This window comes from Kitasatospora sp. NPDC015121 (genome assembly GCF_055562955.1).
Window position 1 is genome coordinate 124,912 of the sequence record NZ_JBVHEH010000013.1, and the last position, 26,829, is coordinate 151,740.

Sequence of the window (26,829 nt, forward strand, 5' to 3'; positions counted from 1 at the left end):
ATCGGTCCCGGTCAGCGGTTGCGGCGGTCCCGGTCAGCGGGTCCGGGCGGGTCCCGGCGGCGGGTCCGGGGCGTCCACGAGCGGGAAGGGGCACGGGCTCCCGGAGGTGGCGGCCAGCGCGGCCAGGGCTCCGGGGCGGCCTTTGGTGAAGCCGTGCTCGGGCAGGGCCGGGAGCCGGTCGCGCACCGCGAGCGCCTCCTCGTCCGCCCGGCCGTGCCAGCTGTCGCGTCCGGTGGCCGCCGCGAGCCGGCGCAGGGCGTAGAGGCGGCCGGCGTACCCGCAGCACAGGTCGTGGCCGCGCGGTCGGGCGCGCAGCGCGACGCGCATGGCGGTCTCGGCGGCCGACTGGAGGTCGGCCCGGCCGGGGGTGCGGGCCGCGGCGAGGAAGAGCAGGCAGAGTCCGGTCGCGCCGTTGCACCAGCTGGCTTCCCAGCCGGGGCGGCACCACTGGCCGAGTCCTTCGTCGTGTCCTTCGAGGTGGGCTTCCAGGGCGCGCCGGATCCGCTGGAGGGTCCGGTCCAGCGGGTCGGGGTCGGTGGCGGGTCGGCCGGTGGCGGTCTGCCAGGCGAGGAGGGCCAGCAGCCGGCCGGGGGTGCCGTGGGCCAGGCCTGGCCGGGGGGCCGGGTGGGCGGGTGGTCCATCGAGTCGCCGGGCCAGCCGGTCGCCCAGTTCCTCCAGGGCCGGTGCGTCGCCCTCGGGCACCTCGGCCAGCAGGTGGGCGTCCAGCAGGAGGCGGGAGGCCGTGCCGTGGGTGAGGTCCGGCGGCGTCCGGGGGGTGGGGCGGCCGCGGTGCTCCGCCAGGTAGGCCCGGGTGGCTTCCGCGCGGGCTTCGCGGTCGTCGAAGGCGTGGGCGACGCCGACCGCGCAGGCTAGGACGCCCGGGGTGCCGTGCCAGGCGCCGCCGTCGGGCGCGTCCGCCGCCGGGGGGCAGCCGGCGGCGTCGGTGCGGGCCTTGTCCGCCCACAGGACGGCCGCCGCCAGCAGCGCGGGGTCGTCGGTGAGGCGGCTCGCGGACAGCAGGGCGCTCGCGGTCCCGGCGGTGCCGGCGGCCTGGTCGGACGGGAGCGGCTCCGGCGGGAGGGCGGCCGGCGCGAGGTAGCCCTGCTGGTGCTCGCGGCCGGGGTGGTGGAGTCGGCCGGTCCGCTTCCCGATCCGCCGGTTCGCGCGGTCGGCGGCGTCGGTGAGGGCGGCGGCGAACTCGGCGAGGCTCGGCCAGCGTCGCTCGGGCTCCCGGCGCAGGGCGCGTTCCAGGACGGCGTAGGTCTCCCGCAGGGCCGGGTCGGCGTCCTGGCCGTACCGCGGCCGGAGGGTGCCGGCGGCCAGCCGTTCCAGCAGGTGCCGTTCGGTGTCGGCGAAGGGGTAGTGGTGTTCGCCGGTGAGCAGGAAGTGCAGGAGCGCGGCCATGCTGTACTGCTCGGCGGCCGCGGAGTTCGGGACGTCGCCGGTGCGGTCGAGCCGGGCCCGTGCCCACTGGGGGTCCATCAGGCGGGGCACCCCGTGCCGGGCCGTCGGCGCGTCGAGGGGGCAGGCGTAGGGGAAGTCGATCGCCCAGACCCGGTCGTCCTCCCCCAGCAGGTAGTTGCCGCCGTGGACGTCCCCGTGCAGCAGTCCGGCCCGGTGGACGGCGCGCAGGGTGTCGGCCGTCCGGACGCAGGTGCGCAGCAGGCGGGACGGGTCGGAGCGGCGCATGGTCTGCGCCGCCTGGTCCACCCGCCGGCCGGGGACGCGCCGCATGACGAGGAGCGGGCGCCGCTGCCCGTCCCGGGTGAGGGCCACCGGTTCCGGGACGTGGACGCCCCGGCCGCGCAGGTAGCGGAGCGCGGCGGCCTCGTGCCGCAGCAGGCGGTGCTGCGCCGGGTCCGCTCCGGTGTCCGGCCCGGCGGGCTCCGCGGGTTCGCGGGGTCCGACGGGTTCGCGGCCGAGTTTGCAGACGACCTGGCCGCCGTCGGGGTCCTCGGCCGCGTACACGTCCGCGTCGTCGTAGGACTGGAGGCAGGCGGTGACCCGCCAGCGGCCGATCGTCTCCCCGGCCGTGTGGACGGGTCCGCGGCCGCGGTCCTCGACCGGGCCGATGAGGCCGAGGTGGCGGAGGTGGGCGAGGGTGGGGTAGCACTCGTCCAGGACGAGTTCGGGGGGCCGGCCGGTGCGTCGCGCGTGGCGGATCACGGCGGTGACGACCGGGGTCGGGTCGTGGAACTCGGCGATCAGCCGCAGCACCTCGCCGTTGACGAAGGCGGCGTTGCGGCGGCCGTTGCGGCGGCCCAGGGCGGCGCCGTCCGGGTCGAAGTCCGGGCCCAGGGAGTCGCGCACGTCGGCGGGGAGGTCGCGGGCCGGGACGACGGACAGGTCGCCGGGGACGACGAGGGGCGGGTCGGCGGGCATCACGGGGCTCCGTCCGTCCAGGTCCAGTGCCGGGTGTCGACGCCGGCCAGGTGCAGCCGTTCCAGCGCGGCGGCGACCCGTTCCCGGGCGGGTGCGTGCCGGGGGGCCGCGGCGAGCGTCCCGGCGGCGAGCCGGCAGACGTGCAGGCGCCAGCTGGCGCGCTCGTACCAGGTGGGGCGGCCCGGCCAGTCCGGCGGGTCGGTGGCCCGGGTGACGAGGGGGCCGGCGGCGGTGGCGGCGGTGAAGGCGAGGGGGTGGACGTCCAGCGGTCCGACGGCGGCGGCGAGGTCGGCCGCCACCCGGTCGGCGGCGCCGGAGTCCGACAGGTAGAGCACGAACTTGTCCGGGCGCAGGACGGTGGGGAGGTCCCGGCCGAGTTTGAACCCGCTCACGGCGGGGTCGGCCAGCACCGGCACGGCCTGTCGCAGCACGGCGGGCAGGTCCTCCGGCAGGCAGCACAGGTAGAGCTTCGTGGTCGGGTCGGTCGACGCGGCCGGGGCGGCCGCCGGGTCCGTCCGGGGCGGCGGGGAGGGCTTCGTCCAGCGTCGCCAGACCCACGAGTCGGGGGTGCGCGGCAGGCTGCCGAATCCGGCTTCCGCGAGCCCGAGCAGCCCCAGCCCGAGCCAGCCCGCCACCGCCTCCTCGTCGGGGAGCCGGGCCGTCCAGCGGGGTGTGACGGGGTGCCGTCCGTGGAAGTAGAGGCGCCGGGTCAGGGTCTCGGCGTCGGGCCGCGGGAAGGCCGCGGCCCACCACAGGGCGGCGAGGTGCGCCGAGGCGTCGTCGGTGGCCTGGCGCGTCCACCGCTCGGCGGGGCGGTCGGGCGGGGTCGCGCGGAGCACGCCCTCCAGTTCGAGGACGCGGACCAGGTCCCGGTCCAGCCGCACGTCCGCCGCGCGGACCGGGCCGCCGCGGGCGACGTCTTCGACGGCTGCGGCGATGTCGGGCGGGAGCAGTCTGACGCCGTTGCGCGGCTCGTCGGCTATCAGCGCTCCTCCCCCGGGGGGAATGCGCAGCCCGGCGCACTCCTCCCGTTCCTGCGCTTCGTCGATCGACGCGTACGACCAGTCCGGGGCCAGGCCGACGCGTTGCGTGGAGTGCACGGCTCCGGGTCCTCAGCCTTGTCGCGACTGGATCGTCTGGTCCACCTGCGCCAGGGCCGATGTGAGCGATTCCCGGAGGATGTTCAGCTCGACCTCCGAGAGGTACGGTGCGTCCTGCAGTTGCGAGGTGCCGGTGCAGGTGCAAGTGCAGGTGCACGTACAGGTGCAGGTGCACCCGCAGCCGCCCTTCCCGGGACCGCCGGAGCTGTCGTCGCTCCCGAAGACCTCGTCGAACGCGGACGCGACGCGGTTGCCGCTCCGCACCAGGCCCCGCCGGAGCGCGGTGTCCTCGACCCTGACGGTGAGGTTGTTGATCCTGTAGTCAGCCACGGGTCTCGTTCCTTCCGGTCCGGACGGACCGTCAGCGGCTGGGCTTCTGCTGGGCGATCTCGTCCAGGTCGTTCAGCGCGGCCCGGAGCGACTCCCGCAGCACCGTCAGTTCCACGTCCTGGATCTCCAGGTCGTCGGTGATGGAGCTGCCGGAGGTCGAAGTGCACGAGCAGGTGCACGTGCACGTGCAGCCGCAGCCGGCCGCCTCCGCCACCACTTCGTTGTTGCTCGCCGCCGTCTTCGCGTTCCCCAGGAACCTGCCCTGACTGTGGATCACGCCGCGGGGCAGCACCTGGTCCTCGACCCGAACCGTGAGGTTGCTGATTCTGTAGTCGGCCATGACGATTTCATCTCTGTCTTCCGCGCCCGCAGGGCGCGCCGTCTCGATGAAGGAAGGGAAAAAGGGAAAGGTGCGTTCCGCCGGAAATCGTCACCCGGACGGACGCTTCAAACTGGCTCCCCTCAGACTAGACCCGTACCGTGCCCGGCGCGTGCCGGGCCGCGCGCTCCCCCGGCGCGCGGGGTGGCCCGGGGTGTGCGACCGCACGCTGCCGTAGGGCGGGGCGGAGTGGAAAGGATCGGTTCCGCACGGCGAGTCGGTTTCCACGGTTCCGGGGAGAGGCACGGTCATGGCCAACGGGTTCCAGCGCCACAAGCTGACGAACATGTTCCACGCGTTCGACACCGACGGGAACGGCTACCTCGACGAGGCGGACTTCCGGGCGCTGGCCGACCGCTGGGGGCGACTGCCCCGGGTGGCGGCGGACCCGGAGCTGGCGGCCCGGGTGGAGCGGGTGATGCTCGGCTGGTGGGACGCGCTGTACGAGGCGGCGGACGCCAACGGCGACGGGCTGGTCGACATGGACGAGATCCTGGCCATGGTGGACCGGCTGCCCGGGATGCGGGAGGCCGTGACGGCGACGGCGGACACCGTCTTCGACGCGGTCGACGAGAACGGCGACGGCCGGATCTCCCGGGAGGAGCACCGTCGCCTGGTCGACGTCTGGAACGGCCGGCCGACCGACACCACCGGCGTGTTCGAGCTGGTCGACCTGGACGGCGACGGCTTCCTCTCCCGGGCGGAGTTCACCGAGCTGTGGGCGCAGTTCTGGATCAGCGCGGACCCGGCGGACCCGGGCAACCACCTGTGCGGCGCGCTGTCCCCGGAGCCGCCGGGGGCGCGGCCGGAGGCACCCCGGGCGGCGGACCTCACCGCCGGGGCGTAGCCCTCCGGCCGTCGCCGGTCAGCGCTTGGAGATCGCGACGTTGCGGATGTTGACCGGCAGCGTCGGGAAGCCGTCGCCGGGGCCGTTCTGGTCGTCCTCGCCGCCGGCCGCGATCTTCTGCAGCACGTCGAGGCCCGCGGTGACCCGGCCGAAGGGGGTGTAGGCCGGGGAGAGCTTGGTGTCCTTCCAGACGATGAAGAACTGGCTGCCGTTGGTGTTCGGCCCGGCGTTGGCCATCGCGACGGTGCCGGCGGGGTAGGTGGCGCCGGTCAGGTTCTCGTCGGGGAAGGAGTAGCCGGGGCCGCCGCTGCCGGTGCCGGTGGGGTCGCCGCACTGCAGGACGTAGAGCCGCTGGGTGGTGAGGCGGTGGCAGTGGGTCCGGTCGAAGTAGTCCTTCTCGGCGAGGAAGCGGAACGAGTAGGTGGTGCAGGGCGCCTGGTCGGTGAGCGCCTGGAAGGTGATCGCGCCCTGGCTGGTGCGGAGGGTGGCGCTGTAGGGCTTGGCGGCCTTCTTGGCGTCGAAGACCGGGATGCCCTTGAAGTTGTCGGCGGGCACGGCCGGGGTGTACGTGCACGTGGCGGCGGTGGCCGCGTCGGCCGTGGGGGTGGCGGCGGAGGCGGTGCCCCCGGTGGTGGACAGGGCGAGCGACACCGTGGCCAGGACGGTCAGCCCGGCACCCCAGGACGTGCGCTTCATTCGACAGCCTCCGCGGGTGGAGAGGATCGAGCTACGGACAGGATTGGCAGGGACCTGCCCACCTTGCCCGCTCCGTGAACCTGTCGGCACCCTCGCCGCACCCTTCCCCTCCCCCGTCCGCCGCCCCGCCCGGGCCCGCCGGACCCTCGCCGCGCCCCGTCCCCGCACGCCCCGCCCCTCGGGCACGGGCGCCGACGCGGTCGGGGCCGCCGCGCCCGTCAGCAGTGCCGTTCGAGGTAGAGCAGGGTGAGTCCGCCCTCGGAGGCGAACTCGTGCGCGACGTACTCCGTCCAATCGCCGGGTGCGGTCGGCGCGTTGGCCTCGGCCCAGGCGGCGGCGCGCTCCTCGGGGGCGAGGTGGCGCAGTTCCCAGGGACCGCTGATCATCACGTCGGCGTCGCGGACGAGGCGGGCGGCCCGCCGGGGGTCGATCGGGGCGGTGCGGCGGCGGTGCCAGCGGTAGCCGTCGTCGTCGGTGAACTCCCGCGTGCCGCCGGGCCAGCGCCGCTCCCCGGTGAGGGGCTCGGTCCGTTCCGTCGGCGGGAGGGCGGCGACGAACGCGGCGAGACCGGGCGGTTTCGGGGGGCGGCGGGCCACTGGCGCGGGGTCCTCTCGGGTCAGGTCTGCGGCGCGCGGGGGGCGCGGGCCCGGACGACGGCCACATAGCGGACGGTGAAGACCATCGGGACGACGAAGCCCGCGACCTGAACGACCAGCGCGGGCGTGGAGTGCCCGTGGCCGCCGTGGGCGAGGGCGCCCAGGACGACGGCGCTGATCGCGAAGGCGGCCGTCCAGACCGAGGTGATGACCACGTTGACCCGGATGAACGGTTTGAGGTCCCAGAACTCGCGCGGGGTGGTGCGCTTGGCGATGCCGAGCGTGAACGGCTTGCCGATCAGCAGCGAGACGCCGGCGATCAGCGCGAGGACGGCGGAGGACAGCGCCGCGGAGTAGTCGCGGACGCCGGAGTGCGGGTCGGCGAAGGCGATCGCGGCGAGGACCGCGAAGTACAGCGCGGAGCCGGTCTCGATGATCAGCGCGTCCCAGCCGGCGCCGGCCGCGCGCTGCTGGACGACGACGGCCGCCGCGATCACCAGGCCGGCCAGCGCGGCCCACTGCCACTGGGCGGAAGGGATGACGGCGAAGACGATCCACGGCAGGAACGTGCGCAGGTATGACATGGGTCGGGTTTCCCCCTCGGTGACCGGCCGATGCTCCCTCCGGCCGTCCTTCCCCACCACGGTATCCACTGCGGGTGCCGCCCACACCGCCCTCCGGCTGGACGGATCATGACACTTCGTGAGCCGGCCGGATCATGCCACCCGCCCGCCCGCACGGGTGGCGGACGGGCGGGCGGGCGTACGAGGGGCACGGGTCGGTCCGCGGTGTTCCGTCCCCGGTCGGGTCCCTCGTGCGGCGGAGGCGCTTACCCGACGGCGATCCCGAAGGCGACCTGGGCCCGGTCGCCGGCCGAGGCGGTGACCAGGTCCGGTCCGGGCGCGCCGGCGGCGGTCAGCGCGGGGGCGACGGCGTACCCGTCGGCGTCGGTGAGGGCGTCCGCGTCGGCGCCGCCGCCGGGGAACCCGAGGCCGGGCCCGGGGGTGGCGAACCGGACGGTGGCGCCGGCCACGGGGTGGTGGTCGTGGTCGACGGCGCGCACCTTGAGCCGGACGGGCACCTGCTGTCCGGCGGGCACCCGCTGGTCGTCGCCGTCGACCGCCCACAGCCGTTCGACCCGCCCCCCGGGGTCGGCGGCGGTCGGGGCGGTGGGCACGGTGACCGCGCCGTACGCGGCGGGGCCGGTGGTGACGGTGCGCTCGGCGGGCGTGGAGTGCGCCTGGGTGCTGGTGGCGGTGAGGACGGCGCCGACGGCGAGGGCGGCGGCCGCGGCGGCGGCGCGCCGGTGGAGGGGGTTCATGCGGCTCCTGGAGGGGGACGGGGTCAGCACGGGCGGAGCGACTTGAGCGCGTCGTTGTGGGCGTTGCCCCGGCTGGCGGGTGCCATCGCCATGGCGGTGCCCTGGTAGTCCTTGCCGGGGTACCAGCAGTACGCCACGGGCGAGTTGTTGACCCAGGCGGAGATGCCCTCCCTGCCGGTGAACCGGGAGCCGTCGGGCAGCTGCAGGCGTTCGGTGTCGGGGAGTTCGGTGCCGGGCAGCAGGGCGACGGCGGCGTGGTCGAAGCCGGCGCCGTCGTAGAGGCAGACCCAGCCGGCCGGGCAGTCGACGTGCCGGGCGACCCGGCTGTCGCCGTTGAGGACGTGCACGCCGGGCGGGTTGCTGACGGGGACCGCGAGGGCGGGGGCGGCCAGGGCCGGGGCGGCCAGGGCGGGGGCGGCGCCGAGCGCCAGCGCGAGCGCGGCGGCCAGGGCGAGCGGGCGCGCGGCGGTGGGGCGCCGACGGGCGGGGATCGGCATCGGGCGTGTCCTCACTTGGAGTTGGGGAGTGCTTCGGTCCACACGGCCTTGCCCCGGACGGGGGCCTCCTCGGTGACCGGGCCGATCCGCTGGTAGCGCCGGGTCTTCTTGTCGCAGTCGAGGATCCGCTCGTAGGACCCGGTGACCTGGACGGACTCGATGCCGACGTGGCGGGTGTAGCCGACGCCGGGTCCGGCGACCAGCCGGACCTCGGTCTCCTTGTCGACCGTGTTGGTGTCGGTGACGGTGAAGCCGTGGTCGGCGCCGAACCCGGTCCGCACGCCGGCCGAGAAGGCCTCGAAGCCCGCATCCGCCTCGGAGCCGGCCTCGGTACCGGCCTCGGAGCCGAGGTCGACCCGGTGCGAGAAGGTCCTGGTGAGGGCCTCCTCGGTGCGGACGGTCCGGTCGAGCGGTTCGGATCCGTCCCGGTTGTCGAGGGTGAACGTGTCGGCGACGTCGCGCTTGAACACCGGCGTGCCCTCGGGTTCGAAGTGCCACCGGCCGTCGCACGGGACGGCGGGCTCCTGCGCGGGGGCGGCGGGGGCCGCGCCGGCGAGCAGCAGCAGGGCGGCGGCGGGGGCGGCGGCGCGCAGGGCGGTCCTCAGGAGTTCCACGGCGTCCCCAGCAGTCTGAGGTCGGTGGCCTGGTCGGTGCCGTCGGCGGTCCACCACACCTGGGCGTTGGCGCCCCTGGGGATGGCGAAGTCGGCGTGCGCCGACTCCTTGGCCCCGACCTGCCGCCAGATGACGTCGCTGGTGCCCTTCAGGCTGCCGGCGCACTTCGCGGCGTCCACGTTGGGGGCCTTGCCGCCGTCGCAGTCGTAGACGACGAGCGAGAGGTCGGCGGGGGCGCGCCCGGTGTTGGTGAAGACCAGTCGGCCGCCCTCCGGGGTGGGGCACCAGCTGACGGTGCCGCCGGTGACGGGGACGGCGGGGCCGGTGGGGCCGCTGCAGCCCGGGTCCAGGTCGCGGGCGGCGGGCGGCATCGCGGCGGCGCCGGGGGCGGGGCCGGGGACGGGGGCGGCGGCGGTCAGTGCGAGGACGCTCGCGGGGACGGCGAGGGCCGCCGGGAGGCGGCGTCGCCAGGGGGTGCGGGGCATGTCTCTCCTGCGCGGGTGGGGCGCCCGTGGGACGGGGCGGCCGCCGAACCGATCGGCGGTCACGCTCAGTCATCACCAGGACGGGCCGCCGCCTATCGTTTCGTTGACGCACTGTCACCCGATCGGCCAGCCCCGCGGCCCCGCCCGGACGATCGGCCGCTCCCCCGCCGGTGACGGAGCGTCAGCGGCGGCCGGAGCGGCCGCTCATCGGAGTTCCGCCTCCGGGGGGAGGCGGTGGACGCCGGGGAGGTGGGCGTCCAGTTCGCCGGGTTCGAAGCGGCACATGCCGACGGCGTGCCAGAACTCGCCGGCCACGTCGCCCTCGTACTTGTAGGCGCCGGAGGGCAGCAGGGCGGCCCAGCCGCCGGGGGCGCCGAGCAGGGTGGCGAGGGGGGCGGCGCGGCCGTCGGGGTCGATCCGCCAGAGCCGGACGGTGCCGTCCTCGCCGCCGCTGGCCAGCAGGGTGCCGTCGGGGTTGAAGGTGACGGCGAGGATCCGGCCGGTGTGGCCGCGCAGGCCGGCCGTCTGGTCGCCGGTGCGCGGGTCCCAGAGCCGGACCACCCGGTCGTCCCCGGCGGTGGCGAGCAGCGGCAGGGCGGGGTGGGCGGCGGCGGTCCAGAGCCGTCCGACGTGGCCGGCGAGCCGGTGCCGGACGGCGCCGTCGCGCCAGATGAGGGCGGTGCCGTCCCAGGAGGCGCTGGCCAGCCAGCCGTCGCCGTGGCCGGGGGCGCCGGGGACGGCGGCGACGGCGTAGACGCGGTCGGTGTGGCCGGCGAGTTCGGCTTCGACCCGGCCGGTGGCGAGGTCGGAGATCCGGACCTTGTGGTCGTCGCAGCCGGTGAGCAGGCGGCGGCCGTCCGGGGTGAAGGCGATGGAGCGGACCCGGCCGCGGTGTTCGCGCAGGGTGGTGAGGTGGGCGCCGGTGCGGCGGTACCAGACCCGGACGGTGTCGTCGTCGTTGGCGGTGGCCACCAGGACGCCGTCGGGGCTGAAGCCCTCGGCCCAGACGTGTTCGGTCTCCACGTCCATCTCGCGCAGGTACTCGCCGGTGCGGGCGTTCCACAGGCAGAGGTCGCCGTCGTTGGTGGCGGTGGCGAGCACCGCGTCCTCGGGGCTGAACTCGGCGGAGACCAGCCGGCTGCTGCGGCCGGAGAGGTCGCGGACCCGGCGGCCGGTGGCGGGTTCCCAGAGCCGGACCACGCCGTCGTTGCCGCCGGCCGCGAGCAGGGTGCCGTCGCCGCTGAAGCTGAGCGAGCCGATCCGGCGGCCGTGGCCGCGCAGCAGTTGGCGGCTGCGGCCGGAGGCCGGGTCCCAGAGCCGGACGAGTCCGTCGTTGCCGCCGGTGACCAGCAGGGCGTCGGTCTCGGCGCTGCCGCGGCCGGCGCCGGGGCGGAACCGGCAGGCCCAGACCGAGCCCCGGTGCTCGGGGGGCTGGCGGCGCAGCGGCACCACCCGGTGGCGGCCGCCCGGGGCGTCCCGGGTGACCCGCCAGATCCGCACCCCGCCGTCGCTGTCGCTGGCGGCCAGCCGGGTGCCGGCCTCGTCGAAGGTGACCTGGTAGATCTTGCCGGTGGAGTCCTCCGGGCGTTCGACGGGGGTGCCGTCGAGCGGGTTCCAGAGCCGGACCTGGCCCTCGGTGTCGCCGCTGGCGAGCAGGTCGCCGTCGGGGTGGAAGGCGAGGGTGTAGATCCGTCCGGCGTGGCCGGTCAGGGTGTGCAACGGGCGGCGGCCGGCCGGGTCCCAGATCCGGACGGTGCCGCCGGTGCCCTCGTCGTCGTCGCCGCCGTCGGCGGTGACCAGCAGGGTGCCGTCGGGGCTGAACGCGCTGCGGTAGACGGTGCCGCGGTGGCCGGGCAGGACGGCGCGGCGGCGGCCGGTGGCGGTGGACCAGAGCCGGGCGCCGCCGCCGGAGTCGCCGGTGACCAGCAGGGTGCCGTCGGGGCTGAACACCGCGGTGTAGACGGGTGCGTCGTGGCCGCGCAGGCGGTGCAGCGGGCGGCCGGTGGCGGTGTCCCAGAGGGTGACGGTGCCGTTCGGGTCGCCGGTGGCGACCAGGCGGCCGCCGGGGCCGAGCGAGACCGGCCAGACGCCGCCGGGGTGGACGTCGAGGCGGTGGCGGCACTCGCCGGAGACCTGGTCCCAGAGCCGGACGGTGCCGTCGGCGCTGCCGGTGGCGAGCACCTCGCCGGCGAACTTGACGGCGTAGACCCGGCCGATGTGGTCCTTGAGGGTGCGCAGCGCGGTGCCGGTGACGGCGTCGCAGACCAGCACGCTGCCGTCCTCGCTGCCGACCGCGAGCAGCCGGCCGTCGGGGCTGAAGGCGACGGGTTCGGGCAGCCGGGTGGAGCGCACGTCGAAGCCGTACGGGACGCCGACCTCGGAGGGGCTGAACCCGGCTTCGACGGGCAGGCCGGGGGCGATCGCGGCGGCCCGCAGTTCGGGGGCGGCGAGGGCGTCCGGGTCGGCGGCGGCGGAGATCAGGGCGGCGCGCTGCCAGCGGCTGCCCTGCAGCCGGGCGCCGCGCAGGTCGGTGCCGAGCAGGCGGGCGCCGCGCAGGTCGGCCGAGCGCAGGTCGGCGCCGGAGAGGTCGGCGGCGTCGAGCCGGGCGCCGGCCAGGGTGGCGCCGCGCAGGTCGGCGCCGGAGAGGTCGGTGCCGAGCAGGCGGGCGTCGGTGAGGTCGGCGCCGGACAGGTCGACGCCGGACAGGTCGCGGTGGGAGAGGTCCTCGCCGGCCAGCGGGGCGCCGCGCAGCACGGTGTGCGCGGGGACGCGCAGCCGGTCGAGCACCTTGACGGCGTTGAGCCGGGCGGCCTCGCCGGCGTCCCGGCCGTCGTCCAGGACGGCGCGGGCCCAGTCCTGGCAGGCCTGGCGGTCGGCGAGGTCGCAGAGGAACTCGACGGCGAGCCGGCTGAGCGGGCCGCGGGCGAGCAGTTCGGTCTCGCCGCGTTCCAGGGCGGCCGCGGCGGCCCGGGCGACCAGCCACTCGACCACCGAGCCGTGGATGAAGTGGAAGACGCCCTCGTCGGAGCGGACCAGCAGGCTGCCGGAGCCGACGGCGTGCGCGACCTGCGAGGTGGGCATCGGGCTGTCGGCCAGGCCGGTGAGCACGCCGGCGATGTCGACGATCTCGTCCAGCGCGATGGAGCTGCGGCCGCTCTCCCACAGCCGCAGGGCGAGCAGCGTGACGGCCTGCCAGAGCTGTTCCAGCCGCAGGCCGGGGGCGGCGCCGGGGCCGCCGTCGCCGCGCCGTTCCTCGAACCGCAGCCAGGAGGTGAAGAGTTCCTGGTAGAGGCCGGCGGCGCTGAGCGCCCGGCCGGCGCCGGCCACCGCGCGCAGCCGGTCGTGGTCGAGGTCGGCGACGAAGCTGAGCAGCCGGGGGTTGCGGCAGAGTGCGAGCAGGTCGGGGATGGCCTCCAGCAGGCGCATCCGGCGGGCGGCGGCGTCCGGGTCGCCGTAGCGGTTGGTGAGGTAGCTGCGGATCTGGTGCGGGGTGAAGTCCTGGACGGCGACGAGTCGGCGCTGCGGGAGCAGGCCGACGCGTTCGCCGAGCGCGGTGAGCACCTGTTCGTGCGAGCGGAAGTGCTGGGTGCGGCTGGTGACGACGATCTTGGCGTTGTCGACGGCGGCGTCCAGCAGGACCTGCAGGTGGTCGGCGGCGCGTTCGTAGCTGACCCGGTTGACCAGTTCGTCGAAGCCGTCGAAGAGCAGCACGACGCGGCCCTGCCGGAGCATGTAGCGGAAGGTCCGCAGGTCGAGGGAGTCGATGCCGTGCTCGGTGAGGTGGGCGGCGACCAGGCCGTCCAAGGAGTGCGCCTTGTCGAGTGCGCTGAGGTCGATGAACAGCGGGGTGAGGTACGGGAGTTCGGCGGGGATGCGGCGGGCGGTCTCGCGCAGCGCGAAGGTCTTGCCGCGGCCGAAGTCGCCGAGCAGCAGGACGAACCGGCCGTGGTCGGAGTCGAGCAGCCGGAGCAGTTCGTCGACCAGGCCGTCGCGTTCCTCGGCGCCGGGCCGTTCGGCGTCGCGGTAGCGCTGCGGCAGGTAGAGGTCGGGCTGGTACTGGCTGTCGGCGGCGAGCCGCTCGCTCTGCGCGGAGACGTAGTCGCGCAGGTCGAGCAGGCCCTGGAACTCCAGGAAGCTGCGCAGCCGCACGCCTCGGCGGCGGGCCCGTTCGCGCAGGGCGAGGGAGGGCGGCGGGCCGTCGTGGACGAGTTCGGCGTCGGGGGCGGCGCCGTCGGCGTGCACCTCGTCGACGAAGCGGTCGACGTCCTCCTCGGTGGGGGTGCGCACGCTGACCGCGACCCGCTGCTGGCGGACCAGGCCGGACTCGGCCCAGGTGACGAAGAGCTGCGGCGGCGGGCCGGCCACCTCGCGGATCTGGGCGCCCTGGTGGCGGGTGCGGCAGACCTCGGCGACCCGGGCGAGCAGGGTGTCCAGCGGCGAGGCCAGGCGGCGGACCTCGCGCTCCGGGTCGGCGGCGGGGCGGGCGCCGTCCAGCTGCGGGGGTTCGGCGGTGGAGGGCCGGGCGGCCGGTTCGGGGGCCGGGAAGACCCGGCCGGCCCGGCGCCAGGGGGTGGCCACCCGCAGCGGTTCGGTGCCGGGGGCGGACCAGCGGGTCAGGCCCTCGCGGGTGAGCTGGAGCAGTTGGTGACCACCGGCGGCCGGGGCGGCGAGAGTGGTCAGCTCGCCGGCCGAAGTGGTCAACGTGCCGAGGGCGGTGCGGGCGGCGGCCGGGCCGTGCAGCAGCAGGTGCAGCCGGGGTGCGGTCAGCCGGGCGAACCGGTCGGCGTCGCGCAGCGGCTCGTCCGGCGGTCCGCCGCGCACCGGGTGGGCGGGGGCGGCCGGGTGGCGCAGCGCGCCGATCCGCAGCCAGCCGTCGTTCTCGTACGGGCGCAGCGCCTGGGCGAACCAGGCGGTCTGTTCGGGGCCGAGCCAGCCGTGGCGGTCGTCGGGGCGGTGGGACCAGGCCATCGTGGAGTTCAGCCCGGCGACGACGGTGCCCAGCTCGGGGACGGGAAAGAGGGTCCACGGCTGGGCGCTGTCGAAGACCAGGTCGAGGCCCTGGTAGAACTCCTGGAACAGCCGGGAGTAGTGCCGCCACTTGGGCCAGTAGGGCGGGGCGGGGCGCACCTCGTCGGCCTCGCAGGTGGCGAAGTAGGCGCGCGAGGCGGCCTGGCTGACGTCCTGGCCGCCGGGGACGATCGCCACCCGGTGCGGTTCGAGGCCGAGCAGGGTGCGCATGCCGGTGAGGAAGGACAGCGCCTGCTCGCACTCGCGGGGGCTGCCGGAGGCGGTCAGGTCGCCGGTGACGACGACCAGTTCCGGGGCGGGGGCGCCGGAGTCGGCGAGTTCCACCAGGTCGCCCCAGACGGCGGCCTGCAGGTCGGCCGGGTCGGCTCCCCGGCCGAACCCGGGACCGGCCAGGTGCAGCACGGTCACCGCCTCGCGCCCGCCGGCCCGCCCGGCCGCCAGCGGGTACTCCGGCTGGACGGTGGGCCGGCGCCGGGCCGTCCGCGCGGCGGCGGGGGTGTCGGCGGGGGTGTCGGCGGGCGTCCGGACCGCCGGCGAGAGGGTGCCCGGGCGGCCGGGGGCGTCGGCGGGCCCCGGCACCCCGCCCGGGTAGCCGGGCCGCAGCTCGGGCCGGGAGCGGCCGTCCATCGCCGCCGCGACCCGGGTGAGCAGCAGTTGCCGGGCCTCGGCCGGCCGCTCGACGCCGACCAGGTCGATGTAGGTGAGGGTGGCGAGCAGCCCGTCCACCGGGATGTCCTCGATCCGGACGGTCACCAGCCGCCGCTCGGGCGCGTCCGGGTCGGCGCGCAGCGCGGCCTGCCACTCCATCCGCCCGTAGCGCGAGCGCTCGTAGTTGCGCGAGAGCAGCGCGATGACGGCGGCGGACTCGGTGATCCCGCGGTCCATGAAGTCGACGAAGTTGGTCCCGGGCACGAAGTCCCACGCCTGCAGGAACGCCCGGTAGCCGGCCTCCTCCAGCGTCCACGCGATCCAGGCCGCCCAGCGTTCGTCGGCGGGCGAGTAGCTGATGAAGAAGTCGATCGGCCCGGGGCCACCCGGGGTCGCGTCAAGAGCCCCCATACGGAGAGCATATGACCGCACCGGACGCGGGTAACCCCCTTTTCCCCCAACCCTTTTGGGTGATCCCACCCCACTCGGCCCGGCCTCGCCCGTGCGGGCGGGGCCAAGATCGCCGTGGCGTCCCGGGGGGGCCGTCTCGACCCCTCCTCGGGGGCTGTGCGACCCTGGCATCCGTGCTTGCGTACTGGCCCGCCGTCCGACGGCTGCACCCGCTCGACCTGCTGGCGGGCGGTCTGCTCGCCCTCGGCCTCCTCTTCCTCGCCACCGGACTGCTCCCGACGGAGTCCGCCGGGGCGGCCATGGGACGGATCGTGCCGCTGCTCGCCTTCCTCGGCTCGGTGGTGGTCCTGGCCGAGCTGACCAGTGCCGCCGAGGTGTTCGACGTGCTCGCGGCGCGGGTGGCGCGGGCCGGCCGGGGCAGTTACCCGGTGCTGTTCCTGCTGTGCGTGGGGTTCGCGGCGCTCACCACGACGGTCCTCAACCTGGACACCACCGCGGTGCTGCTCACCCCCGTGATGCTGGCGCTGGCCGGGCGGGTCGGCATCGCGCCGCTCCCGCTGGCGATGACCACGGTCTGGCTGGCCAACACCGCGAGCCTGCTGCTGCCGGTCTCCAACCTGACCAACCTGCTGGCGGCCGACCGGGTGGCGCTCTCCACCGCCGGGCTGGCCCGGGCGATGTGGGCGCCGCAGTTGGCCGCGCTGCTCGCCACCATGGCCTGCCTGTGGGGGTTCTACTGGCGGCGCGGACGGCGCGGCGCGGACGGGTACCTGCCGCCGGACGTCCAGCGGCCGGAGGACCGGACGCTGTTCCGGATCTGCGCGCTGGCCTGCGTCGGGTTCCTGGCCTGCAGCCTGGTCGCCGCCGTCCCGCTCTGGGCCGCGTCGGGCGGGGCCGCCGCGGTGGCCGTCGCGGCCTACGCCGTGCGCCGCCCGGGGGCGCTGCGCGCCTCGCTGGTGCCCTGGCGGCTGCTGGTCATGGTCCCCGGGATGTTCCTGGTGGTGCAGACGGTGGACGCGCACGGCCTGCACCGGCTGCTCGCCGCCGCGATCGGCACCGACGCCGGCCCGATCGGCCTGTTCCGCGCCTCGGCGGTCGGCGCGGGCCTGTCCAACGTCCTCAACAACCTGCCGGTCTACCTGGCCGGCGAGGGCGCGGTCCCGCCCGGCAACCACCAGCAGCTGCTCGCCCTGCTGATCGGCACCAACGTCGGGCCGCTGATCACCCCCTGGGCCTCGCTGGCCACCCTGCTCTGGTACGAACGCTGCCGCTCCGCGGGCCTGCGGGTGCCGCTGCGCGGTGTGGCCGGCACCGGCGCCGTCCTCGCCGTCGGCGGCGTGGCCCTGGCCACGGCGGCACTCGCCCTGACGGGCCCCGCCTGAGCGTCCCCGCCCCACCGCCGGGCGGCGTCGGGGCGGCACCGGGTCCGCCGGGTCACGCCCCCTCGGCGTCCGCCTTCCCCCGCCCGGTTCCTCCGGGGGTGCCGGGGCCGGTCGCGCGGGCGACCAGGGCGAGCAGGTGCGGGATGATCTCCGGGCGGCCCGCGACGTAGCTGCGGGCGGTGTCCGGTTGTCCGATCCGCGGGTCGAAGCCGCTGCCGTCGAAGGCCCGGACGGCGAGTCCGGCTTCGGTGGCGAGCAGGCTGCCGGCGGGGAGGTCGATCTCCTCGGCGCGGTAGCCGACGAAGCCGTCGATCAGGCCGCAGGCGAGCAGGGACCAGGTGAGCAGGGGCGCCCAGAGTTGGAGCACGCGGCGGGCGCCGCCTTCGAGGCCGTCCTTGAGGGCGCGGGCGACCGGGTCGTCGCGGGCCACGCCGTGTCCCTGGGTCCAGCCGAGGACGGGGCGGCCCGGGGCGGGCGGGCCGGCCGGGGCGCGCAGCCGTCCGGACGGGCCGTACGCGCCGCCGCCGTGCACGGCCCGCCAGGTGCGGCCGGCGACCGGGTCGTGGACGACGCCGACGACCGGTTCGCCGTCCAGGCAGAGCGCGATGCCGACGACGTAGGCGGGCAGGCCGATGACGACGTTGTTGCTGCCGTCGAGCGGGTCGACCAGCCAGGTGCGGCGGGCGCCGGGCCGGTCGGCGGTGGTGCCGCCCTCCTCGGCCAGGATGCGGTCGGCGGGGAACCGTTCGGCGAGTCGGCGGGTGACCAGTTCCTCGGCGAGCAGGTCGAGCTCGGTGACGACGTCGCCGTCCTCGCCCTTGCGGTCGACGCGGTAGGCGTCCAGGAAGCGGGCCCGCAGCAGGGCCCCGGCCTCCTCGGCGGCCCGCACCGCGGTGCGGCACTCCTCCGTGAAGTCGCCGAAGCCGCCGACGCCCCCGGCGGCCCCGGAACCCCCGGCCGGGGCGGCGGCCGGGGCGCCGCGCTCACCGGGTGCCGTGTCGTCCACTGATCCTCCTGGCTGCCTCGTCGGCGATCCGGGCGGTCCGGGCCGTGTCGCAGAGCCGTCGCACGACGCGGCGGGCGGTGCCGTCGACCGGGCCGAGCACCACGTCGACCGGCCCGGGGACGGTCCGGCCGAGGACCACGGTGGCGGCGGGCGCGGCGTCCGGCAGGAGGGTGGCGTGGAACTCGCCGGCGCCCAGGGTGTACGTCTCGCCGCGGGAACTGGTCTGCTCGGTCAGCGGCTCCCACCTGACCAGTCGCGGGGTGGGGCGGATCTCGTCGGTGCCGTCGGCGCTGCGCACCTCGTACGCCCGGTGGGTCGGCCGGGCGGGTTCGTCGTGCACGCGGACCCGCAGGTTGCCGATCCGGCCGTAGAGCACGCTGCTCTTCAGCTCCCAGCTGTGGCAGTGGATCTCGCGTTCGGCCCGGGCCGGGCCGGGGTCGAAGACGTGGACGCAGACGCCGTGGGCGCCGTCGCGCAGCACCGGCAGGCAGTAGAAGCCCAGCGGGTGCGCGACCGCGCGCAACGACCGCGCGCCGGAGGCCACTTCGGTGAGCAGGCCGCCGACCAGGCCGGCCAGGCCCGGGGTGGCGGCGGTCTGCCCGGTGGCCCGTTCGAGTGCCGTGTAGAGGTCCCTCATCCCCTCTGCCCTCCCGTGCGGGCGCGGCGCGCGCGGCTACCGTCGGTACGGGTTCTCCGCGTGCAGCGCCCGGTCGATGATGTCGTTGACGTCCCGGTCCGAGAAGGCGGTCGGCAGCGGGATGCGCAGGTGCTCGAACAGCCGCCGGGCCTCGTCCACGGTGGGGTCGTCGCCGAGCGGTTCGGTGTCCCGGAGGTCGAGTTTCACCGCCTGCTCGCGGTAGTGGTGCAGTTCGGTGACGTAGTAGTCGTAGAGCGGGCGGCCGCGTTCGACGTAGATGCTGACCCGCCTCGGGTCGTCCTGGGTGATGATCAGGCAGGAGGCGGAGACGTCGAAGCGCAGGGACGGGGCGATCTCGGAGAGGTGGACGTCGATCTCCAGGGTGTCCAGGCGCTGGCGGTACCAGGCGGCGGCGAGCACCGTCGCGTACGACTCCTTCCGGGTCCGCTCGACGCTCCAGCCCGCGTCGCGTCCCCCGGGCGCGCCGCCGGTCCGGCGGTCCGAGGTGCCGAAGGTGCCGCGGAAGCGGGCGTACGCGGCGCAGACCGCCTCGTTGCCCGGGTGCACGATGTCGATCTTCACGGTGAGCGCGCGGCGGCGCCGGCGCGCCTCCTGGACGCACTCGGGCAGGGTGACGGCCCGCAGGTAGGTGCCGGTGCCGCCCTTGAACACCCAGCGGTCGGTGTCCTGCCGGGCCCGTTCCAGGGCCCGTTCCAGGTCGACGCCGGCCAGTTCGCGCACCGACGACAGGTTCTCCAGCGCCTGCCGGGCGCCCTCGGTGGCCTCCCGGATGTCCACCACCCGCCGGCGGCGCTCGGCCAGCGAGCCGTACACCACGGCCGCCAGCACCAGCAGCGTGGCGCCGGAGACGACGTTGTCGCCCAGGCCCCCGCCGAACAGGTCGAGCAGCCCGACGGCCAGCGCCCCCGCGAGGGCCACCACGCCGTCCGAGTTCCTGAGCACCCAGGCGATCGCGCTCTCCAGCCGTCCCCCGCCGCCCGTTCCCCCGTGTGCCACGCCCGCCCCCTTCGACGCCGACATGGTACGGGGGCAAGGGATTTGGCGAACAGAGCGCCTCCGGCCGGATCGGGTCGCGGCCCGGGCCGCGAACAGCCGCACCCGCTGCTCGCGGCCGGCGCGGGCGCTACTCGGTGGTGGTGAACTCGGCCATCATCGCCATGTCCTCGTGTTCGAGGTTGTGGCAGTGCAGCAGGAACCGTCCGGCGTAGTCGGTGAACCGGACCGCGACCTCGACGCCTTGGGCGGGCAGCACGTCGACGGTGTCCTTCCAGCCGGTGTCGTTGCGGCCGGGCCCGCCGCCGGCCCGGCCGAGCACCTGGAACGGGTCGAGGTGCAGGTGGACGGGGTGGTGGAAGTCGGTGACGAACCGCCAGACCTCGACCTGGCCGAGCCTGGGCGCGGCGATCGAGCGGCCGGGCCGGTACTCCCGGCCGTTGACGGTCCAGTGCTGCTCGCCCTTGCGGAACACGAAGGTGCGGGTGTTGACGGCCTTGGCGGGGTCGAGCCGTTCGACGGTGGCGAGCTTCTCGGGGAGGCGGAAGTCCTCGTCGGTCGCGGAGCCGACCTCGAAGGCCATCACCTCGCCGGTGCGGCCGTCGCCGAGCCGGTTCAGCAGGCGCACCCGCGTCCCGGCCGGGTAGCGGGAGAAGTCGACCAGCACGTCGCAGCGTTCGGCGGGCGCGAGGTCGACGCCGTCGTGCCGCAGCGGGCGCTCCAGCAGTCCGCCGTCGGAGCCGATCTGCACCAGTGCCCCGCCGCCGGCCGGCTGCGGGTCCAGGGCGAGGCGCAGCCGGCGGGCGTTGGCGGCGTTGAGCAGCCGCAGCCGGTACCAGGCGCGGTCGACCCGGGCGAGCGGCCAGGGCGCGCCGTTGACCAGCATCACGTCCCCCAGCACGCCGTTCATGTAGGCGTCCCGCACGCCGGGGGCACCGCCGGGGAGTTCGGGGTAGGCGAAGGAGCCGTCGGCGGCGAACGAGCGGTCGGCGATCATCAGCGGCAGTTCGCGCGGGCCGTGCGGCAGGCCGAGCGCGGCCTCCTCCTCGTCCCGGACCAGGTGGAACCCGGCCAGGCCGCGGTAGACCTGCGGGCCGGTGAAGCCCATGGTGTGGTCGTGGTACCAGAGGGTGGCGGCGCGCTGCGCCATCGGGTAGGTGTGGTCGCGCTGCGGCAGGACGGTCGCGCCCTCCGTGCCGGGCATGCCCTCCATGCCGGGCATGTCGTGGTGGGCGGCGCTGCCGACCAGGTCGAGCGGGTGGCCGTCGCTGTCGTGCGGGGTGTGGCCGCCGTGCAGGTGGACGGCGGTGGGGCGGGGCAGTTCGCTGCGGTGGGTGACGACGGTGCGCCGTCCGCTGCGGGATTCGACGGTCGGGCCGGGGAAGGTCCCCTGGTAGCCCCAGACCTCGGTGTCGTGGCCGGGGAGCAGCCGGGCGGTGGCCCGGCGCGCGGTGATCTCGTAGTAGTCGGCGTCCGCGTCGCTGCGGACCGGCCGCAGCACGGCGGGGACGGGCAGTTCGACCGCGTAGCGGGCGGGCGGCGGCAGGGCGCTGCGCAGCAGCTTCCCGGGTTCGCCGCCGGGCAGCAGCCGGTTCATCAGCGGCGGCAGCCCGAACGCGGCGCCGAGTCCGAGCGCGGCGGCGCCGCCGGCGCCCAGCAGTCCGCGCCTGGTCAGCCGCCCGCTCACTCGGCGCCCGCCTCGGCCGGGACGCGCGCGGCCGGGGCGTCCTCGGCGTTCCCGGTCCCGGCGCTCCCGGCCTTGGCCTTGAAGGCCTCCACGACGGACTTCTCCGCCATCACGAACACGCCCACGCCGAGCGGGACGTGCAGCAGCAGGATCCGCTCGTCGCCGAGCGAGTACTGGACGAGGCACAGCAGCGTGAGCACTCCGTACTGGACGGCCGGTCCGCTCGGGCCGCGCGAGAGGCGCCACACCAGCAGGCCGGACACGGCGGCCAGCAGGGAGACGGCGGAGAGCGCCGTCGCGGTCTGCTTGTGGGCGTCCAGCAGGGGGTAGTAGCCCTGGAGGAAGCCGCCGGCCAGGAACGGCATGAGCAGGGCCAGCAGGGCGGTGAGCGCGGCGGTCGCCCGGAGGGCGGTCAGCGGCCAGCGCGGTGGTTCTCGGTGCTCGGACATGGTGTCCCCCGTGATCGAAATGTTCGGCGATCATACTGTCCGACGAGCACCAAGTCCGTTGATCTTCCAAGGAGGTTGAGTACCCGTCAGGCACCGGGCGTCACTCCACCGGCCGGACGCCGGGCGGGGGCCCGGCGGAACGGGCGCGGTGCCCCGCCCCCGCCGAGCGGCCTGGCGGGGGCGGGGCACCTGGTGCGGGGTCAGCTGCCGGGGACGGTGTCCTTGAACGCGGTGCCGGCCGAGCGCAGCGCGGCGATGTTCGTGGCGACCTGGGCGGGGCTGAGCACCTGGTCCTTGACGAAGTACACGTAGTCGACCTGCTGGTCGTACGAGCGCGGCGTCGTGGAGTACTGCCCGGCCAGGTCGATCAGCCAGTGGTTGAAGTCGATGAACTGCGGGGTCTCGGGCAGGTAGGGCGCGCCGTGGGTGGCGACGACCTGGCCGTCGATCCAGTAGGTGACGTTGCTGTTGTCGATGGTGAACTGCAGCAGGTGCCAGCCGTCGAAGGACTGGCGCTGCTCGCCGTGGGTGTTGACGGCGTTCCACGGGTCCGGGTTGTAGGTCTCCCAGGTGGTCTCGTACATGATGTTGCCCTGCTCGCCCCAGCCGCCGTTGGGCAGGTACTCGAAGTCCTGCTCGCTGTAGTCGGGGTCCATCGGGGCGTTGAGCGGGGTGAAGGCGAAGAAGGTCTGGTTGACGTGGTCGCCGTCGGGGCCGCTGTTGGGGGCGTCGGCGAACTTGACCCGGGCCGCGTAGGTGCCGTTCTTGAACTTCCGCGCGGTGGTCTGGATCTCGGTCTCCCTGGTGCCGGAGGCCGTGCCGTCGGTGGTCAGCCGCAGGTTGAGCACCTTGCTGCCGCCGACGGTCGGGAAGGTGACGTCGGCCGGGGACCAGGTGGCGCCGGGGACGCCGGGGCCGCCCTGGCCGGACTTGACCGTCCAGCCGTGCTGCTGGACGGCGGCGTCGGAGCTGGTGGTGTAGGAGAAGTCGTCGAACAGGACCGGCGCGTTCGGGTCGACCGGCGGGGTCGAGGTCGAGCCGGACGGGGACGGCGAGGCGGACGAACTGGGTGACGGGGACGGGTTGTTGCCGGTGGGGGCGGTGCCCCAGATCAGCGCGCCGTCCTCCTGCAGGGTGACCTTCCGCCAGTCGGCGTAACCGGTCTGGGCGCCGCCGAAGGAGTAGTCGTCGGACTGGGTGAGGGTCTGCCAGTCCGAGCGGTAGAAGCGCAGCTGCATGTCGCCGGTGGACTGGCCGGGGGCGAGCGAGCCGGCGCCGGCGGTGAAGCCGATCTCCAGGTAGCGGTCGGCGGTGGCGGTGGGGTTGGCCAGGGTGCCGAAGGTGCCGGTGATGTTGCCGCAGCCCTTGACCGCCCAGGAGCAGGCGAAGCGGTAGCTCACCGACGGGCCGTCGGACTTGAAGTAGTAGCGCAGGGTGATCCGGTTGAGCGCGACGGTCCCGCTGCCGGTGTTGGTCACCTGCAGCCAGGGCTCCGACTGGTCGGCGGTCGCACCGGAGGCGCTGGTGCGGTACTGGACGCTGAACGCGTCGGCGGCGGACGCGGGGACGACGGTCAGCGCGGTGGCGGCCAGGCCGGCCGCGGCGATCGCGGCGGCCGCGGCGAGCCGGGCGCGCCGGCTGGTCGTGCGGGGGCGTGCGGACACGGTGGTTCCTTCCGTGGGGGGAGGTGCCCCGCGGTGCGGCGGGGCGGTGGGACGTTCCGACGGTGCACGTGCGGGTGCGGCGGCGGAGCTGGTGGTCCGCGTGCTGCGGGCGGCCGCTGACGGTGGGTCGGCGGCCGGGTCTGTGGGGGCCTCAGATCGGGCTGGGTTCGCGTTCGGCGTGGTGGACGCCGAGCGCGGCGAGGCGGGGGCGGTGCGCGGCGAGGGCGGGCAGGAAGTCCCGGACGTAGTCGCTGGCGGGGTTCCAGGCCCGGTCGGCGATGGCGCACAGCCGGGGGTAGGCGAGGTAGTCGAAGTGCTCGGCGGTGGTGACGAACTCGCTCCACAGTTGGGCCTGGGTGCCGAGCACCCGGGCCCGTTCGGCCTCGTCCCAGTGCGCGGGGGCGGCCTGGTGGGCGTGCGCGGTGGCCAGGTCGACGACGTGCTCGGCCTGGCCGAGCGGTTCGTCCGGACGCCGGCTCTGCGGGTAGTCGAGGTAGGTGGCGCGGTGCGGGGCCATCACCACGTCGTGGCCGCGCCGGGCGGCCTCCCGGCCGTGCTCGGCGTCCCGCCAGGGCATCACGGTGAACTCGACGGGCAGCGTGGCGCCGTCGGTCTCGGCCCAGCAGACCGGGACCCGGCCGGCCTCCAGCAGGTGCCGGCCGACCTCGCCGAGGAACCAGCCGCGCAGCTGGGCGGGGGCGGCCAGGCCGAGTTCGGCGGCCCGGCGGCGGGCGGCGGGGCTGCGCTCCCACTCGACGGTGGGGCACTCGTCCCCGCCGAGGTGGACGTACCGGGACGGGAACAGTTCCAGCGTCTCGTCCAGCACCGTGCGGCAGAACGCCAGCGCCTCGTCGTGCACGCCGAGCACGGTCTCGCACACGCCCCACTCGGTCCACACGTCGAGCTGCCGCCCGGGCTGGTTGCCCAGCCGCGGGTAGGCGGCGAGGGCGGCCCGGGTGTGGCCGGGCATGTCGATCTCGGGGACGACGGTGACGCCGCGCTCGGCGGCGTACCCGACCAGGCGGCGCAGTTCGGCCTTGGTGTACGCGCCCTGGTGCGGCAGCGCGTCGTACGCGCCGGACCCGGCGTGGCCGGCCATGCTGCGGGCCCGGCGGGCGCCGACCTCGGTGAGCCGGGGGTAGGCGTCGACGGGCAGCCGCCAGCCCTGGTCGTCGGTCAGGTGCAGGTGCAGCACGTTCAGCTTGTGCAGGGCGATCCGGTCGACGGCGGTGAGCAGGCGCTCCAGGGGCTGGAAGTGCCGGGCGGTGTCGATCATGAACCCGCGCCAGGCGTGCCGGGGCCGGTCGGTGATCCGGACGGCGGGCAGGCTCCACTCGACGCCGGCCACCGGGTCCGCCGAGAGCGCCTCGGGCGGCAGCAGTTGGCGCAGCGTCTGCACCGCGTGCCTCAGGCCGGCGGGCCGGGCCGCGCGGAGCACCACCTGGAACGGGTCGACCGTCAGCCGGTAGCCCTCCTCCCCCAGCTCCCGGTCGCCGGGGTCGAGCGTCAGCACCACGGTGCCCTCCGCCCCGGCCGCCAACGGCAGCCCGGTCGCGGGGCGCAGCAGGGTGCGCAGCAGGTCGGCGACGGCGGCGGCCTCGCCGTCGGCCCGCACGGTGGTCCGCTCGGTCAGGGTGAACCGTCCGGCGGCGGGAACGAGATCGACCGGAGTCGGCAGGATCACGGGGGTGGTCTTCTTCCAGGGGTAGGGACTTCGGATGGGTGGGTCGAACAACCGGCAGGCCCGGTACGGCCCCGGGGCCCTCCGCCCCGGCGGCGGCCGGCTCGCCGGTCCGCCCTCGGGCGGTGCGACGAGCGCCCACGGCTCCCGGCCTCCGGCCGGCCTCGCCGGTGACGGGCCCGGGAGGCCTCCGGCACAGCCGGTCCGTCCTCGGGCGGTGTCAGCCCTTGACCGCGCCGGCGGTCATGCCGGTGGTGACCTTGTTCTGGAGGAACAGGAAGACCAGCAGGACGGGGAGCATGAAGAGCGTCGCGGCGGCCATGGTGGCGCCCCAGTCGGTGCCGAAGACGTTGGCGAAGGAGGAGAGCCAGACGGGGAGGGTCCGGGCGTCCTGGTTCTTGATGATCAGGGTGTTGGCGAAGGCGAACTCGTTCCACGCGGTGATGAAGCCGAACAGCGAGGTGGCGAGCAGGCCGGGGGCGAGCAGCGGGAGGGTGATGCGGCGGAAGGCGGCGGCCCGGGTGCAGCCGTCGACCTGGGCGGCCTCCTCCAGTTCGGCGGGGACGGCGGCGAGGAAGCCGCGCAGGGTGACGATGGTGAAGGGGAGGGTGGTCATGAAGTAGACCAGGGTGAGCATGCTGAGGCTGTCGAGCATGTCGGTGTCGCGGGCGATCACGTACATCGGGATCAGCAGCGCCTCCCAGGGCGCCATCTGCGCGGTGAAGACCAGGAGCAGGAACGCCCGGCGGCCGCGCCAGCGCAGGCGGCCGACGGCGTACGCGGCGAGCAGGGCGACGACCAGCGAGAGCAGGACGGCGCCGAGGGTGACCAGCAGGCTGTTGCGCCAGTAGCCGCCGAAGCCGGGGGCGTGCACCGCGGTGGCGAAGTGGTCGAGGGTGGGGTGCAGGGGCAGGAAGGTGGGGGTGGCGGACTGGATCTCGGCGGTGGGTTTGAAGGCGGTGGCGACCATCCAGTAGACCGGGAACGCGGCGGTGGCGAGGACGGCGAGCGCGGCGAGGTTGAGCGGCAGGCGGCGCAGTCGGCGGGGGGCGAGGAGGTTCACGCCTCGGCTCCTTCCTGGCGGTGCATCCGCCGCAGGGTGGTGACGAGCGCGGCGAGCAGGATCAGCACGGTGAGCGTGGAGGCGGCGGAGCCGAGGTCGTACTTGTGCAGGTTCTGGGCGATCTGGAAGGCGTAGACGGGCAGGGTGGTGGTGGCGCCGTCGGGGCCGCCCTGGCTGACCACCCAGATCTGGGCGAAGCACTTGAAGGTCCAGATCACTTCGAGTGAGGTGACCAGGGCGAACAGCGGCCGCAGCACGGGGACGGTGACCAGGCGGAAGGTCTGCCAGGCGCCGGCGCCGTCGATCCGGGCGGATTCGTAGAGCTCGTGCGGGATGGTGGTGAGTCCGCCGTACAGGGTGAGCGCGGCGAACGGGACGGACTGCCAGACCACCAGCAGGACCAGCACGGTGAAGGTGGCGCCGGAGTGGGCGAACCAGGCGTAGTCGTGGTAGCCGTGCAGCCCCAACTGGTCAAGCGCCCAGTTGACCACCCCGAAGCGGGACTGGAACAGCCACTGGAACACCGTGGTGGCGGCGATCACGGGGGTGGCCCAGACCAGGACCAGGGCGCTCATCACGGCCAGCCGCATCCGCTTGCCGAGCCGGACCAGCATCAGCGCGACCAGCGTGCCGAGGCCGGTGATCAGCAGGGTGTTGAGCGCGGTCCAGGCGAGGGTGCGGGCGGTGACGGTCCAGAACTTCGGGTCGGTGAGCAGTTCGGTGTAGTTGTCGAGGCCGGTGAAGGTGGCGCCGCCGCGGATGAGTTCGGCCATCCGGAAGTGCTGGACGGAGATCACCAGGTTGCGGGCGACGGGGTAGAGCAGCAGGTACGCCGCGCCCACCAGGGTCGGGGCGATGAGCAGGTAGGGCCGGATCCGGGTGCGGAGCGGCGGTGGCGCGTCGGTGGGCACG

General features: G+C 75.4%; 23 protein-coding genes. 2 read left to right on the forward strand and 21 right to left on the reverse strand.

What is annotated here, in order from left to right:
- Window positions 1-33: 33 nt before the first annotated feature.
- From ACZ3J7_RS20700 to ACZ3J7_RS20715, 4 genes are read right to left on the reverse strand one after another with little or no spacing between them, the layout of a single operon-like run.
- A complete protein-coding gene (locus tag ACZ3J7_RS20700; RefSeq protein WP_465623052.1) occupies window positions 34-2,382 on the reverse strand; it encodes a lanthionine synthetase LanC family protein in 2,349 nt (782 codons plus the stop codon).
- The gene (locus ACZ3J7_RS20705) at window positions 2,382-3,482 is read right to left on the reverse strand and encodes a hypothetical protein (protein WP_465623054.1); all 1,101 of its coding nucleotides are present in this window, start codon (window positions 3,480-3,482) and stop codon (window positions 2,382-2,384) included. The genes ACZ3J7_RS20700 and ACZ3J7_RS20705 overlap by 1 nt, the downstream gene beginning before the upstream one ends.
- Window positions 3,483-3,494: 12 nt before the next feature.
- The gene (locus ACZ3J7_RS20710) at window positions 3,495-3,812 is read right to left on the reverse strand and encodes a streptolysin S family bacteriocin (RefSeq protein ID WP_465623056.1); all 318 of its coding nucleotides are present in this window, start codon (window positions 3,810-3,812) and stop codon (window positions 3,495-3,497) included.
- A 31-nt stretch (window positions 3,813-3,843) separates the two neighbouring features.
- A complete protein-coding gene (locus ACZ3J7_RS20715; RefSeq protein WP_465623058.1) occupies window positions 3,844-4,152 on the reverse strand; it encodes a streptolysin S family bacteriocin in 309 nt (102 codons plus the stop codon).
- 289 nt (window positions 4,153-4,441) lie between these two features.
- Between ACZ3J7_RS20715 and ACZ3J7_RS20720 the strand changes: the two genes are divergently transcribed.
- Window positions 4,442-5,038, forward strand: a complete 597-nt coding sequence (locus ACZ3J7_RS20720) for an EF-hand domain-containing protein (protein ID WP_465623060.1) — start codon at window positions 4,442-4,444, stop codon at window positions 5,036-5,038.
- 18 nt (window positions 5,039-5,056) lie between these two features.
- On the opposite strand, the gene ACZ3J7_RS20725 is transcribed toward ACZ3J7_RS20720, so the two are convergent.
- The 8 genes from ACZ3J7_RS20725 to ACZ3J7_RS20760 form a co-directional block, all read right to left on the reverse strand.
- On the reverse strand, window positions 5,057-5,734 hold the full coding sequence (locus ACZ3J7_RS20725; protein WP_465623063.1) for a peptidylprolyl isomerase: 678 nt from the start codon (window positions 5,732-5,734) through the stop codon (window positions 5,057-5,059).
- Window positions 5,735-5,952: 218 nt separating this feature from the next.
- Complete coding sequence (locus ACZ3J7_RS20730; RefSeq protein ID WP_465623065.1) at window positions 5,953-6,330, reverse strand: hypothetical protein; 378 nt, start codon at window positions 6,328-6,330, stop codon at window positions 5,953-5,955.
- A 20-nt stretch (window positions 6,331-6,350) separates the two neighbouring features.
- Complete coding sequence (locus tag ACZ3J7_RS20735) at window positions 6,351-6,914, reverse strand: hypothetical protein (RefSeq protein ID WP_465623066.1); 564 nt, start codon at window positions 6,912-6,914, stop codon at window positions 6,351-6,353.
- A 245-nt stretch (window positions 6,915-7,159) separates the two neighbouring features.
- On the reverse strand, window positions 7,160-7,651 hold the full coding sequence (locus ACZ3J7_RS20740) for a hypothetical protein (protein WP_465623068.1): 492 nt from the start codon (window positions 7,649-7,651) through the stop codon (window positions 7,160-7,162).
- A gap of 23 nt (window positions 7,652-7,674) precedes the next feature.
- Entirely contained in the window at window positions 7,675-8,148 is a 474-nt protein-coding gene (locus tag ACZ3J7_RS20745; protein WP_465623070.1) for a peptidase inhibitor family I36 protein, read from the reverse strand.
- Window positions 8,149-8,159: 11 nt separating this feature from the next.
- Complete coding sequence (locus ACZ3J7_RS20750) at window positions 8,160-8,762, reverse strand: hypothetical protein (RefSeq protein WP_465623072.1); 603 nt, start codon at window positions 8,760-8,762, stop codon at window positions 8,160-8,162.
- Entirely contained in the window at window positions 8,750-9,247 is a 498-nt protein-coding gene (locus ACZ3J7_RS20755; protein ID WP_465623074.1) for a hypothetical protein, read from the reverse strand. The genes ACZ3J7_RS20750 and ACZ3J7_RS20755 overlap by 13 nt, the downstream gene beginning before the upstream one ends.
- A gap of 204 nt (window positions 9,248-9,451) precedes the next feature.
- Entirely contained in the window at window positions 9,452-15,334 is a 5,883-nt protein-coding gene (locus tag ACZ3J7_RS20760) for a WD40 domain-containing protein (RefSeq protein WP_465623076.1), read from the reverse strand.
- 173 nt (window positions 15,335-15,507) lie between these two features.
- On the opposite strand from ACZ3J7_RS20760, the gene ACZ3J7_RS20765 reads away from it, so the two are divergent.
- Window positions 15,508-16,716: an ArsB/NhaD family transporter gene (locus ACZ3J7_RS20765; RefSeq protein ID WP_465623077.1), complete on the forward strand. Its 1,209-nt coding sequence runs from the start codon at window positions 15,508-15,510 to the stop codon at window positions 16,714-16,716.
- 52 nt (window positions 16,717-16,768) lie between these two features.
- Here ACZ3J7_RS20765 and ACZ3J7_RS20770 read toward each other — a convergent pair whose 3' ends face one another.
- The 9 genes from ACZ3J7_RS20770 to ACZ3J7_RS20810 form a co-directional block, all read right to left on the reverse strand.
- Complete coding sequence (locus ACZ3J7_RS20770; protein ID WP_465623079.1) at window positions 16,769-17,722, reverse strand: inositol monophosphatase family protein; 954 nt, start codon at window positions 17,720-17,722, stop codon at window positions 16,769-16,771.
- A complete protein-coding gene (locus ACZ3J7_RS20775) occupies window positions 17,700-18,359 on the reverse strand; it encodes a hypothetical protein (RefSeq protein WP_465623081.1) in 660 nt (219 codons plus the stop codon). Before ACZ3J7_RS20775 ends, ACZ3J7_RS20770 begins: the two co-directional genes overlap by 23 nt.
- 36 nt (window positions 18,360-18,395) lie before the next feature.
- Entirely contained in the window at window positions 18,396-19,376 is a 981-nt protein-coding gene (locus ACZ3J7_RS20780) for a hypothetical protein (RefSeq protein ID WP_465623083.1), read from the reverse strand.
- 127 nt (window positions 19,377-19,503) lie between these two features.
- A complete protein-coding gene (locus tag ACZ3J7_RS20785) occupies window positions 19,504-21,060 on the reverse strand; it encodes a multicopper oxidase family protein (protein WP_465623085.1) in 1,557 nt (518 codons plus the stop codon).
- Window positions 21,057-21,509: a hypothetical protein gene (locus tag ACZ3J7_RS20790; protein ID WP_465623087.1), complete on the reverse strand. Its 453-nt coding sequence runs from the start codon at window positions 21,507-21,509 to the stop codon at window positions 21,057-21,059. The genes ACZ3J7_RS20785 and ACZ3J7_RS20790 overlap by 4 nt, the downstream gene beginning before the upstream one ends.
- 200 nt (window positions 21,510-21,709) lie before the next feature.
- Entirely contained in the window at window positions 21,710-23,173 is a 1,464-nt protein-coding gene (locus ACZ3J7_RS20795; RefSeq protein ID WP_465623089.1) for a cellulose binding domain-containing protein, read from the reverse strand.
- A 151-nt stretch (window positions 23,174-23,324) separates the two neighbouring features.
- Complete coding sequence (locus tag ACZ3J7_RS20800) at window positions 23,325-24,857, reverse strand: beta-N-acetylhexosaminidase (protein ID WP_465623091.1); 1,533 nt, start codon at window positions 24,855-24,857, stop codon at window positions 23,325-23,327.
- Window positions 24,858-25,074: 217 nt separating this feature from the next.
- On the reverse strand, window positions 25,075-25,917 hold the full coding sequence (locus tag ACZ3J7_RS20805) for a carbohydrate ABC transporter permease (protein WP_465623093.1): 843 nt from the start codon (window positions 25,915-25,917) through the stop codon (window positions 25,075-25,077).
- Complete coding sequence (locus ACZ3J7_RS20810; RefSeq protein ID WP_465623095.1) at window positions 25,914-26,828, reverse strand: carbohydrate ABC transporter permease; 915 nt, start codon at window positions 26,826-26,828, stop codon at window positions 25,914-25,916. The genes ACZ3J7_RS20805 and ACZ3J7_RS20810 overlap by 4 nt, the downstream gene beginning before the upstream one ends.
- Window position 26,829: the final 1 nt, after the last annotated feature.